This window comes from Eubacterium sp. AF34-35BH (genome assembly GCF_003477765.1).
Lineage (GTDB): Bacteria > Bacillota > Clostridia > Lachnospirales > Lachnospiraceae > Eubacterium_G.
The window spans coordinates 31,876-44,252 of sequence record NZ_QUDZ01000006.1; the positions used below are offsets into that span (position 1 = coordinate 31,876).

A 12,377-nucleotide genomic window follows, 5' to 3' on the forward strand; every position below is an offset into this window, starting at 1 on the left:
CAATATACTTTTCCTTTCTTTTTAATTCTTGTCTTCTGAAGAAACTGTAATTCCTTTTTCCTTATAGTAAGCACAGGCTCCCGGATGGAAAGGAATTGTTATACCCTTTGTAGCATCGCTTTCGTTGAAATCCAAATCAGCCTGTAGTGAATACTGGAAATCTTTTGCGTGCTTAAAAAGAAGGGCTGTTAATTCTTTTACAGTGTCTTCTGACATGTCATCTCTGGCTAACAATACTGACTTAACACAAAGTGTTGAAACATCTTTGGTTTGGCCTGTATATGTATTGGCTGGAATAGTAAATGAATCATAAAATTTGTAAGATGCTTTTAGCTTCTTGGCACACTTGCTGTCAATATCAATAAAGCGGATACTGGCATGTTTTGCAAGCTCCTCAACAACAGTTGTCTGCACACCTGAAGTACAGAAGAAAGCATCTATCTCACCATCTTCTAATTGTTTTGCCGCATCTGTGTAATCAAGATTTTTTGTTTTTACTAAATTATTATCCCACAAACCGCTGGCTTTAAGAATTTGTGTGGCATTTAATTCCGTACCTGACTCAGAAGCACCGATACTTACTGTTTTGTCTTGTAAATCATCAAGGGTTTTAATTGAAGACTTATCAAGGACTACAATCTGGCAGGCTTCTTTGTACAGACCGGCAATTGCTGAATAGCCGTTGTATTTCTTGCCGTTAAATTCTGGTGTTCCATAGTAGGCATCATCAATTAAATCCATCTGTGAAATACCTACATCAATATAGTTTTTTGACAAAAGACGTAAGTTAGCTGCTGAACCGGCAGTAGTCTTAACGTCAAATTTTAGCTTGTCGTTTTCTTTTGTTGCAAGCTCCGTAAAAGCCGTACTGAAAGAATAGTACATGCCACCAAGTCCTGCAGCACCAAAACGAATAGTGCTATCCCCGAAACCACAACCTGTAAGAGTTATGGTTACAAGGGTTAAAATAATGCATAATAATTTTTTCAAAATCGTTACTCCTTGTTCTTTAGTAGTGACTTAAAAATCATCAGAAATATTTAACATAAAGCAAGAAAACATATTCGTGTTTGTTTAAAATACTTACTGAATATAATCGTTTATTATATAGAAGTTTCTGAATTCTATAAGTACATTAATATTTTACACTATAATAGGAAAAAATTCAAAAAAGTCAGTTGACAACAAAAAATTATTATGCTAACTTTTTGCGGTAAAAAATAATTAAAAAGTAGTGAAATCAAGGCAGGTAATTACAAATAATTAAACTGTGGAAAATCCCCCCCCCCCGAAGCCTGAAACGGCTCCTGAAATAAGCTACAGAGTTTAAGGAGAAAAAAATGCCACATAATAAGAGAGAAAGTTTGATTTTTACAGTCATGATGTGTTTTACAATGGTGTTTGTTATGAGTATTTATAACGTATCACTTAATATGGGAGGCTTGTCAGCAGCGTCGATAAAGGAAGCCTGGTTGGGATTTCCAATTGCTTATATTTTTGCAATGTGTTGTGACTGGTTTGTTGTTTCAGGATTAGCAAAGGGTTTTGCCTTTAAGTTTCTTGTAAAGCCAGGTGATGGCCCATTAAAAACAACAATTTGTGTGTCAGTTTCAATGGTCGTACCTATGGTAATTATCATGTCATTATACGGAGCTGTAGAGGTTTCAGTTACTACAGGTCAGTGGTCAAATGTATTATTTATATGGTTACATAACATACCATTTAACTTTATAATGGCATTGCCGTTACAGTTAATCGTAGCAGGACCATTAGTAAGAAAAGTTTTCAGAACAGTTTTCCCTGAAGGAAAAGTTCTGGCATAAACGTAAAAAAGTATCCAATTAAAAAATAATATTCAAATTCAAATTTTAAAATTTAGTATTTATATGAAGAAGTTGTAGTTAAACATCCCATATACATTCGGTTTATGGTATAATATAAAAATTGGTGCGATTAATTAGATTGTAAAGAGGTACAATATGTTTAATTACGAAATTCTTAAGTCGTTTAATGATATGGAGATGCTGGTTTATGACTACATTATGAAGAACAAAAATGTAGTAAAATACATGACTGTAAGGGAGTTAGCTGATGAGGTTCATGTATCAACAGCCACTGTTATGCGTTTTTGCAGAAAAGCAGGTTTTGATGGATATTCTGAATTTAAAGTGAAATTCAAAATGTATCTTGAAGAAGAGACAAAGAAAAACAAAAAGAACAACGAAGATGTAAAGGAGATACAGGAGTATTTTTATAAAATAGGTTCCGGCATACATCAAAAGGAATTGGATGAAATTGCCCAGGTTGTAAGACAGGCTGACCAGGTTATTTTTATTGGACTTGGTACGTCAGGTATCCTTGGAAAATACGGTGCAAGATTCTTCTCAAATTTGAGAAAATTCAGTCAGTACATAGAGGATCCATATTTTCCTATTATGGAAGGCATAAAGAATGCGGTTGTAATTGCACTTTCCGTTTCAGGAGAAACAGAACAGATAGTTCAAATGGCAAATGATTTTAAAAAGAACAAATGTAAAATAATCAGTATTACAAATAAGGGAACATCAACCTTGTCAAATCTTTCTGATTATAATTTGACCTATTATGTTACGGACCATGAACATGGTAATCATATTAATACAACAACTCAGATACCTGTCATTTATTTGATAGAGGCAATTGGAAGAAGGCTGTAGATTTTATCAAATAAAGACAAAAGATAGAAGGCTGTAGATTTTATCAAAAGAAAACAAAAGATAGAAAGCAGACAAATCATATTATTTAAACGAAAATCATGAGAAAAATAGGAGCACAATCGTAGAAATTAAATAAATGAAAATTAATCAAGGATATGTTACAAGGTGTTACGGCTTTGTAACATATTTTTTTCGTCCTCATACGTTACATAAAACGCAGATTTGTAGAAATAAAAATCTTGTATGATAAAATATTCTTAGTTGATAAAGAATTGATGGAAATATAGAAGAGAAGGAGAGAAAAACATGGCAATCGATTATTACAAGACAGCTATGGAGCTGTTAAAAGAACTTGGCGGTAATGACAACATTACCAACGTAACTCATTGTGCTACAAGACTTAGATTTATACTTAAAGATGAATCAATAGTAAACAAAGACAAAGTAGCAAAAATTCCGGGAGTAATTACTACAGTACAGGCTGGGGGACAGTTTCAGGTAGTAATTGGAAATCATGTAAAGGACGCTTACGAGCACATGATTAAGATGGTTACAATTGATGAAGAAGCAGCAAAAGGAACAGGAAACAAAAAAGTAGGTATAGTAAGTAGAATTATTGATGTAATTTCTGCAATATTTGCTCCATTTTTATACACATTGGCAGCATGTGGTATTCTTCAGGGTATCTTAGGTGTTTTAGTTGCATTAAATGCAATTGATACAGCAGGTGGTACATATCAGATTCTAAACTTTATTTCATGGACAGCATTTACATTTTTACCTGTACTCATAGCAGTTACAGCGTCAAAGAAATTTGGTGTTAATACATTTATTGCATTAGTTATTGCCTGTGCACTTGTTTGCCCGGATTACATTGCAATGGTTAATGCAGCAAAACCTGTTTACTTTTTAGGCATGAAAGTACAGCTTTTAAGCTATACATCATCAGTAATCCCAATTATTTTATCAATTTGGATTGCATCATACGTACAGAAATTTTTCGATAAATATTTACCAATCGTTATTAGAAACTTATTTACACCAATGTTTACAATAGCAATTATGGTTCCACTTACTTTATTAGCATTTGGACCAATTGGAAATACAATTGGTGGAGCAATTGGTGGTATTTACAATACATTATACAATTTAAGTCCTATAGTTGCCGGACTTGTAGTAGGTGGCTTATGGGAAGTTCTTGTAATTTTCGGTGTTCACTGGGGAATTACACCTGTAACAGTAGGAAACTACGCGAACTTAGGTTATGACACATTTACAGGACTTCAGGCATCAGCCGTATTTTCACAGGCAGGTGCAACATTTGGAGTTTTCCTTAAGACAAAAAATAAAGACATGAAGGGTGTTTCAGCATCAGCAGCAATTACAGGACTTTTCGGTATTACAGAACCTGCAATTTATGGTGTCAATTTAAGATTAAAGAAACCAATGATTTGTGGCTGTATTGCCGGTGCAGTTGGTGGTGCTATTGGTGGAGCTTTCCATGCAGTGTCATGGAGCTACAATATGCCTGGTATTGCTACATTACCTGCTTACTTTAAGGCTGGTCATTTAACACCATTTATCGGTTTGGTAATTTCAATTGTCGTAGCATTCGTGCTTGGTGCAGTGCTTACATACATTGTTGGTTTTGAAGATGAAGCAGATGATGAAACAAAGGAAATTGAAACATCAAATGAAACAACAGAAACAAATGGTGAGGCTACAAGTGAATTTGTAGCACCTGTAACAGGAAATGTTATTCCTGTAAATCAGGTAAAAGACGAAGCTTTTGCTTCAGAAGCAATGGGAAAAGGTGTAGGAATTGAACCTGAAAATGGAAAAGTATATGCACCTTTTGATGGTAATGTTGACGCAGTATTTCCAACAGGCCATTTAGTAGGCTTATCAGATGGAAATGGTGCAGAAGTATTAATTCACATTGGTGTTGATACAGTAAAGCTTGAAGGAAAAGGTTTTAAAACTTATGTTTCACAGGGAGATAAAGTCAAGAAAGGTGACTTACTTGTGGAATTTGACGTGGAACTTCTTAAGAAAGAAGGCTACGATGCAACAGTTATGTTTATAACAACTGATACATCAAAGGATGTTCAGGTTTTATCAGGAAGAAAGGAAGCTGTTAAGGATATTGCATTTTTAACAGTATAATTGAGAGGAGTTAGATATGGGCGTGTTACCAAAAGATTTTTTATGGGGTGGAGCTGTTGCCGCGCACCAGGTGGAAGGTGGATGGAATAAAGGAGGCAAAGGTGTAAGTATAGCCGATGTTTTAACAGCCGGAGCTCATGGTGTAGATAGGAAAATCACAGACGGAGTACAAGATGGATATTATTATCCAAATCATGAAGCAGTAGATTTTTACGGGCACTATAAGGAAGACATAAAGTTATTTGCTGAAATGGGATTCAAGTGTTTTCGTACTTCAATTGCCTGGACAAGAATTTTCCCAAATGGGGATGATGAACAGGCAAATGAAGAGGGATTAAAATTCTATGACAATCTTTTTGATGAACTACTAAAATACGGAATTGAGCCGGTGGTAACACTATCTCATTTCGAAATGCCATATCATCTTGTGAAAGAGTACGGGGGCTGGAAAAATCGAAAAGTTATCGATTTTTTTGTAAAGTACTCACTAACCGTTATGGAAAGATATAAAAACAAAGTAAAATATTGGATGACTTTTAACGAAATTAATAACCAGAAGAACTATGAGTATCCACTTTTCGGATATACTTGCTCAGGTGTGATTTTCAATAATGAAAAGCATCCTGAAGAATGTATGTATCAGGTGGTACATCACGAATTAGTGGCAAGTGCCATGGTAGTAAAAGAAGGACATAAAATTAATCCTGATTTTAAGATTGGCTGTATGATGGCGTGTGTTCCATTATATCCATATTCATGTAAACCGGAAGATATGATGTATTCAGTTGAAGCAATGCATGACCGCTATTTATTTGGTGATGTTCATGTAAGAGGCGAATACCCATCTTATGTATGGCCTGAGTGGAAAAAGAAAAACATTCACGTTCAAATGGAAGAAGGAGACAGGGAGATATTAAAAGAAGGCACTGTTGACTTTGTAGGATTAAGTTACTATATGACAAATGCTGTAAAAGCCGACCATGTTGCAGATGGAAATGGTGTAGATGGCTTCCCTGGAAGCGTTCCAAATCCTTATGTAAAAACAAGTGATTGGGGCTGGCAGATTGATCCAATTGGACTTAGATATGCACTTAATTTGTTATATGAAAGATATCAGGTGCCACTATTTATTGTGGAAAATGGATTTGGCGCAATTGATACTGTAAATGAAGACGGAACAATCGATGATGATTACAGAATAGCTTACTTAAAAGCTCACATTGAAGAAATGAAAAAAGCTGTAATTGACGATGGGGTAGAACTTATGGGGTACACACCATGGGGCTGTATTGACTGTGTTTCATTTACAACAGGAGAAATGAAAAAACGTTACGGATTTATCTATGTTGACAAAGATAATGAAGGTAATGGCACACTAAAACGAAGCAAAAAGAAGTCATTTGACTGGTACAAAAAGGTAATAGCTTCCAATGGTGAAGAATTATAATAAAACATAGTAGTAATCGAAGGGACTGTACTTTAACAGCTTGAAAATGTTAAGGCACAGTCTTTTTTTTTACCTTTTTATTTGCTAAACTTTTAATTTGCTAATGCAATAAATAGTAAAAATCCTACGTTTAAAAGTATATAGATAAAATAATGTGAAAACTCTTGCACCGTTATTTGAATTAATTAAAAAAAATGTATAATGTAAATAGAGTATGAAGTAATTAAAACAATGTAGAACAATTTAAGCGAAGAAAAGATTACTTACATATTTAGCAAGTAATCTTTTCTTTTTTCTCAAAGGAGGTTTTTTTATGAAACAAAAACTATGTAAAGTAACAATGATATTTAGTATATTGGTAACAACAATATTATTTGGGATTAGTGTTAGTGCAAATGATAATATTACTAATATTGAAGATGTAAAAGGACATGGAACATCATACGATAAGATTTATATTGATGAAAATTATCGTGGTGATGCAGTGTACAACACAAAATACCAATATGTAGATTGTAAAAAAGAGTTTGTAGTGGCAGAAGGAAATTCAAAATATAAGGCTATAGACGGGGTGCTTTATTCAAAAGATGGAAAGATTTTATATTATTTTCCAAGAAGTAAATCACAGTCATACAAGTTAATTACAAGTGCCGAAGTTATAGAAAATAAGGCTTTTTATAATTGTACATCATTGAAAAAGATTGATTTAAATAAAGCAAAAAAAATAAATTCTAATGGAATTTCACAATGCAAAAATCTAAAAGAGATTGTGTCAAATAATATTAGCAGAATTGAAGAACAGGGTATAAATAATACCGCAATAAAGCAAATAAAGTTAAATCAGAAGGCAAAGCTGGATATACGTGCTGTAGACAGCAATATTTTAATAAAAACTAATAAAAAATTTAAAGAAATAAAGCCATATGTATATAGCTGTAATAGATGGTATAAGATTTCAAAAGCAAAAGGCTATGATGTTAAGAGCGTAATATATAGTGGATTTAAACCAAAAGACAAGAAAATTGTAAGGGCAAAAACATCAAAAAATGTCTATGACAAGAAAATAAGAAAAAAAGTTTTAAATAAATTTAGAGAATTAAATTACGACTTTAGATATGACAAAAATTTAAAAATAGATTTTTTTTCGGAGTATAAGCACTATTTTATAAAAACAAAGGTAAGGGCCTATAAATACATAAAGAATAAAAAAGTGTATACAAAGTGGAGTGATTATATGGTTTATGATTCATGGCATGATGCAGATTAAAGGAGGAGAAAGTTATGAAAAAATTCTTACTAATATTATTAGCGTTTACTATGTGTTTTCAGGTAAATATTGTAGGTGCCAGCGAGAATACAGGCGGTGAAGTGAGCATAGATAAAATTTAGCATGGCTCAGATTACAGAGTAATAACAATAGACAAAAATTATACCGGAAGTATAGATGAAATTTGGCATTGGACAATGAATAGCATTGAAAGTGTAAATGTTGATAAAGACAATCCTAAGTATATGTCAGAAGATGGAATTTTATTTTCAAAAGACAAAAAGACTATACTTTATTATCCAAGACAAAAGAATATTGGTGGTAGCTATACCATCCCTGAAACAGTTGAGAAAATAGCGGAACATGCATTTAATAATGCACAGTTGAAAACTATCAAAATGGAAGACAACATTACTTCAATAGGTACTTATGCATTTGCCGGTTGCGGAGTTGTAGATATAACGGTTCCTAAGAAAGTTAAAGTGATAGCAGAACATGCATTTGCAGGAAGTTACATAAAGAATATCGACTTAAATAATGTAAACAAAATAAAAGACTATGCATTTTCAGAATGTAATTATCTAACAAAAATCAATTTAAAAAATGTTAAAGATGTTGGAAAAGAGGCTTTTGCAAACTGTGGCAAACTTAAGACAGTTAAAGGTCCTAAAGTAAAAAACATTGGAAAAAATGCTTTCTACACAGCCAAAGTAAAGAAAATTTATTTGCCCAATTCAGTGAAAATGGCTGAAAGAGCATTGAATACTGTTACAAAAATAAGCTACACTAAATCTTTTAAAAAGATAAAGCCTTATATGTTATATCCATTTACTTGGAATGATGTTGACACAGCTAAAGGTTATCAGGTAAAAATAACTATTAGTAGTAAAAAGAATAAAAAAATCAAAAAGACTTTTGTGGAGAAAACTAAAAAAAGTTACATTCCAAGTTATGGTAAACTTGACAGAAAAATGGGCAAGTTTGTAAGCAAAAATAAAATTGCACCTAAAGACGTAAAAAGCATATTCCAATATAGAGCGTATAGAAAAAAAGGTGGCAAGACATTGTACACAAAATGGAGCAATGTTGTGAAATTATAAAGATAGCTTATAAAGAGAGTGTATTAATAACTAATAATATAAATTTTAAATTTATATTGATAATTAGAAGCTCTGGAAATGTATTTCCAGAGCTTTGTTATATAATAAGAAATTCCTTCAAAATTTCTTATTATATAAAAAACGTTCCACTATGGATGCCCACTCGCGCGAAAGGAAAAATGTTGCTAAAGCAACACGCACTCGGTGCGTAGAATGTCGTAAGCGACATCCTTTCTTGTAGAAATTTGAAATTTGGTGTTATTAGCTGGTGTTTCTAAGAATTTATTGAACATAGACTATTGTGTGTTATAATTAAAGATAATTGTCAAAATTTAGGAGGGAAGAGTGAAAAATGGAAATAAAAAAAATGAGAAAATCAAATATAGAGTTGTTGAGAATTGTTTTGATTATAATGGTAATAGCACATCATTATGTGGTAAATTCCGGTATAAAAGCGTTCTTTACACCAGCTAAAATGTCAGCAAAAATGATAGGGATAGAAATATTCGGATGTGGTGGAAAGATTGCTATTGATGGCTTTATAATCATAACAGGTTTTTTTATGTGTAAACAATCAGTCACATTATTAAAGTGGTGTAATTTGGTTGTGAAATATGCTTTTTACTTTCTGGTAATTAATGGGGCTTTTCTGATTGCAGGATATTATCCTTTAGGAAAATATAATCTGTTGTATGGATTTGTTCCTTTTATAAAAAACTATGGAACAGGATATGATAGTTTTGTAGCTTTATATTTGGCATTATTTTTGTTGATTCCTTTTATTAATAAGCTTATAAATGCTATGAATAAAAAGGAAATGATTATATTACTATCTATTTTAATAGCATTATATTCTATTTTTAGCACGTTCTTTTTTCAGATAGACAGTGAGGGATATTTATTTGTTAGAGACAATTTTGAAGGATTGGGATGGTACATTACAGTATATTTAATTGGGGCTTTTATAAGAAAATATGGTAATAAAAAATGGGATAATTTTAGAGTGGGATTAGTAGGCACAATTATTTCTGCTGTAGTAATATGTATTAGCATCTATGTGTTTAATTACACAATGAAAATTGATATATATCATTTTGTCATTGGAGCTAATAAATTTATGGCTATTACAATGGCAATTATGTTATTTATCTTATTTAAGAACATAAATATTAAAAATAGCAAAATAATTAATACATTGTCAAAAACAACATTCGGTATTTTATTGATACATGCTAACAGTGACACGATGAGATACTTTTTATGGAATGATATTATCAAGTGTCCGGAAAAGTATTTGGAAGGTGGAGCAATGTTAATAGTGAGTGCAATCACAAGTGTTATTTTGATTTTTATTGTATGTGCGTGCATAGACATTATATGTGAAAAATTTTTGAATAAGGTAGTAATTAGCAAATTAAGGAATATAAAAATATTAAACAAGGAATTGTATTAAAAAATAAAGTTGACATTTAGATATATGTAGAGTATAGTCTTAAATGAAAATTGAATAAATCTTCAGGGCAGGGTGCGATTCCCTACCGGTGGTAAAGCCCACGAGCCGGAAGGCATGATTCGGTGAAACTCCGAAGCCGACAGTAAAGTCTGGATGAAAGAAGATATGGAATAAATTTAAAATTTATATTGATAGTTATATGCTCTGGAAAGATATTTCCAGAGTTTTTTTTGAATAATAATATGTTTGGCAGATATGTTCAAAATTAGTAATTATCATATAGCAAATTTAAAATGAAATAATGTTAATAATTACTTCAATAATTTACTTAAATGTTAATCAGTATTAACAAGAATTAATTAAGTAACTTAGATTATTCGAAAGCCCTGAGCATATGCTCAGGGCTTTTCGATTATAAAAAATCAGGAGGTGAAAAATGAATTCTGAATATTATATGAGAATGGCACTGGATTTAGCAAAAAAAGGAATGGGTTATACATCGCCGAATCCAATGGTAGGTGCCGTTATTGTGAAAAATGGAAAAGTTATTGGCAAAGGCTACCACCACAAGTATGGTGACTTGCATGCGGAAAGAGATGCTCTTGCAAACGCCACTGATGATGTGACCGGAGCTACCATGTATGTTACATTGGAGCCTTGTTGTCACAAAGGAAAACAGCCACCATGTGTTGATGCAATTATTCAGGCTGGTATAAAGAAAGTTTGTGTAGGTTCAGATGATCCTAATCCATTAGTAGCAGGCAAAGGAATTAAGATTTTACAGGATAATGGAATAGAAGTTGAACCCCATATTTTAAAAGAAGAATGTGACAGTTTAAATAAAGTTTTTTTCCACTATATTCAAACAAAAACACCGTATGTAATTTTAAAATATGCAATGACTATTGATGGGAAAATTGCTACTTACACAGGAGAGTCTAAGTGGATTACAGGGGAAAAAGCCAGAGAGCATGTACATAATAATAGACATAGATACAGTGGAATTATGGTAGGGGTTAAAACAGTGTTGGAAGATAATCCAATGCTTACCTGCAGAATCCCTGAAGGTGTAAATCCAACAAGAATTATATGTGATACTAATTTAAGAACACCTATTGAATCGAATATTGTACAGTCAGCAAAAGATATTCAAACAATAATTGCAACGGGAAATGTTGAAGAAGAAAAGGTGAAAATTTATGAAGAGCTAGGATGCAAAATTCTTCAGCTACCTGATGAAAATGGCAAAGTAAGTTTGGAAAGCCTGATGAAAAAAATAGGGGAGATGAATATTGACAGTGTCATTGTTGAAGGTGGTGGAACTCTTAACTGGTCAATGGTATCCAAGGGACTTGTTAATAAAACAGAAATTTACATTGCACCTAAAATTTTTGGCGGGAAAGATGCCAAGACACCGGTTGAAGGACAGGGATTTAAGTTGCCAGCCGAAAGCTTAAAACTTGAAAAAAGTAAGGTCAGCATTCTTGGTGAAGATATTTTAATTGAAAGTTACATAAAGGAGTGAGGCTAATGTTTACAGGAATTATAGAGGAAATGGGGACTGTTAAAACCATAAGAAAATCTGCCAACTCAGCAATATTAACTATTAGTGCTACAAAAGTTTTAGAAGAAACAAAAATTGGTGACAGCATTGCAGTAAATGGAATTTGCTTAACAGTAACTGAAATAGAAAGTCAGTTTTTCAAAGCTGATGTAATGCATGAAACTTTGAGACGTTCATCTTTAAATAATCTGAAAACCGGCAGTAGGGTAAATTTAGAAAGAGCAATGGCTGCTAATGGACGATTTGGTGGTCACATAGTTTCAGGTCATGTGGATGGTGTAGGCACAATCGCAAAAATAGAAAAAGACGATAATGCAATTTGGTACACCATTAAGACAGCCCCTACAATACTTAAATATATCGTAGAAAAAGGTTCCATAACAATAGACGGAATCAGCCTTACTGTTGCAAAAGTGAGTAATGAGAATTTCGCAATCTCAGCAATTCCACATACAGTTCAGGTAACGATTTTAAAAGATAAAAAAGTTGGTGATGTTGTTAATTTGGAAAATGACATTATTGGAAAATATGTGGAACGGTTGATTAGCTTTGGCGGAGGTGTGGTTGAGTGTCATAATCAATCATTAAAAAATAATGAGTCATCAGACAATAAGCAAACAAAAAGCCATTCAGGAATAACTATGGAGTTTTTAAGTAAGCATGGTTTTTGATAGAAAGAGAGGT

At 32.6% G+C, this 12,377-nt stretch carries 9 protein-coding genes, 1 pseudogene and 1 riboswitch; of the genes and pseudogenes, 9 read left to right on the forward strand and 1 reads right to left on the reverse strand.

The features are described 5' to 3' along the window. Window positions 1-21 precede the first annotated feature (21 nt). Entirely contained in the window at window positions 22-990 is a 969-nt protein-coding gene (locus DWZ69_RS07990) for a TAXI family TRAP transporter solute-binding subunit (RefSeq protein ID WP_118436648.1), read from the reverse strand. A 350-nt stretch (window positions 991-1,340) separates the two neighbouring features. Here DWZ69_RS07990 and DWZ69_RS07995 point away from each other — a divergent pair, with 350 nt between their 5' ends. From DWZ69_RS07995 to ribE, 9 genes and pseudogenes are all read left to right on the forward strand, one after another. Then, entirely contained in the window at window positions 1,341-1,823 is a 483-nt protein-coding gene (locus DWZ69_RS07995) for a DUF2798 domain-containing protein (protein WP_118436650.1), read from the forward strand. A 156-nt stretch (window positions 1,824-1,979) separates the two neighbouring features. Then, on the forward strand, window positions 1,980-2,696 hold the full coding sequence (locus DWZ69_RS08000; protein WP_118436652.1) for a MurR/RpiR family transcriptional regulator: 717 nt from the start codon (window positions 1,980-1,982) through the stop codon (window positions 2,694-2,696). A gap of 306 nt (window positions 2,697-3,002) precedes the next feature. Beyond that, window positions 3,003-4,862 carry a beta-glucoside-specific PTS transporter subunit IIABC gene (locus tag DWZ69_RS08005; RefSeq protein ID WP_118436654.1) on the forward strand — a complete coding sequence of 620 codons (1,860 nt, stop codon included), beginning with the start codon at window positions 3,003-3,005 and terminating at the stop codon, window positions 4,860-4,862. A 16-nt stretch (window positions 4,863-4,878) separates the two neighbouring features. Then, the gene (locus DWZ69_RS08010; protein WP_117999698.1) at window positions 4,879-6,309 is read left to right on the forward strand and encodes a 6-phospho-beta-glucosidase; all 1,431 of its coding nucleotides are present in this window, start codon (window positions 4,879-4,881) and stop codon (window positions 6,307-6,309) included. A 313-nt stretch (window positions 6,310-6,622) separates the two neighbouring features. After that, window positions 6,623-7,576: a leucine-rich repeat protein gene (locus DWZ69_RS08015; protein WP_117999699.1), complete on the forward strand. Its 954-nt coding sequence runs from the start codon at window positions 6,623-6,625 to the stop codon at window positions 7,574-7,576. Window positions 7,577-7,773: 197 nt separating this feature from the next. Next, complete coding sequence (locus tag DWZ69_RS08020) at window positions 7,774-8,676, forward strand: leucine-rich repeat domain-containing protein (RefSeq protein ID WP_118436655.1); 903 nt, start codon at window positions 7,774-7,776, stop codon at window positions 8,674-8,676. A 352-nt stretch (window positions 8,677-9,028) separates the two neighbouring features. Beyond that, window positions 9,029-10,129, forward strand: a complete 1,101-nt coding sequence (locus DWZ69_RS08030; RefSeq protein ID WP_118436657.1) for an acyltransferase — start codon at window positions 9,029-9,031, stop codon at window positions 10,127-10,129. A 54-nt stretch (window positions 10,130-10,183) separates the two neighbouring features. Next, window positions 10,184-10,298, forward strand: a riboswitch (FMN riboswitch). A 267-nt stretch (window positions 10,299-10,565) separates the two neighbouring features. After that, window positions 10,566-11,697, forward strand: a pseudogene (gene ribD / locus DWZ69_RS08035) (bifunctional diaminohydroxyphosphoribosylaminopyrimidine deaminase/5-amino-6-(5-phosphoribosylamino)uracil reductase RibD). Continuing rightward, on the forward strand, window positions 11,660-12,364 hold the full coding sequence (gene ribE / locus DWZ69_RS08040; RefSeq protein WP_118436661.1) for a riboflavin synthase: 705 nt from the start codon (window positions 11,660-11,662) through the stop codon (window positions 12,362-12,364). The pseudogene ribD and the gene ribE overlap by 38 nt, the downstream one beginning before the upstream one ends. Window positions 12,365-12,377 lie beyond the last annotated feature (13 nt).

Excerpts from the sequence above, each read along its gene's own strand:
- DWZ69_RS07995 (WP_118436650.1), top strand. The coding sequence starts at position 1,341 with ATGCCACATAATAAGAGAGAAAGTTTGATTTTTACAGTCATGATGTGT.
- DWZ69_RS08000 (WP_118436652.1), top strand. The coding sequence starts at position 1,980 with ATGTTTAATTACGAAATTCTTAAGTCGTTTAATGATATGGAGATGCTG.
- DWZ69_RS08005 (WP_118436654.1), top strand. The coding sequence starts at position 3,003 with ATGGCAATCGATTATTACAAGACAGCTATGGAGCTGTTAAAAGAACTT.
- DWZ69_RS08010 (WP_117999698.1), top strand. The coding sequence starts at position 4,879 with ATGGGCGTGTTACCAAAAGATTTTTTATGGGGTGGAGCTGTTGCCGCG.
- DWZ69_RS08015 (WP_117999699.1), top strand. The coding sequence starts at position 6,623 with ATGAAACAAAAACTATGTAAAGTAACAATGATATTTAGTATATTGGTA.
- DWZ69_RS08020 (WP_118436655.1), top strand. The coding sequence starts at position 7,774 with ATGAATAGCATTGAAAGTGTAAATGTTGATAAAGACAATCCTAAGTAT.
- DWZ69_RS08030 (WP_118436657.1), top strand. The coding sequence starts at position 9,029 with ATGGAAATAAAAAAAATGAGAAAATCAAATATAGAGTTGTTGAGAATT.
- ribE (WP_118436661.1), top strand. The coding sequence starts at position 11,660 with ATGTTTACAGGAATTATAGAGGAAATGGGGACTGTTAAAACCATAAGA.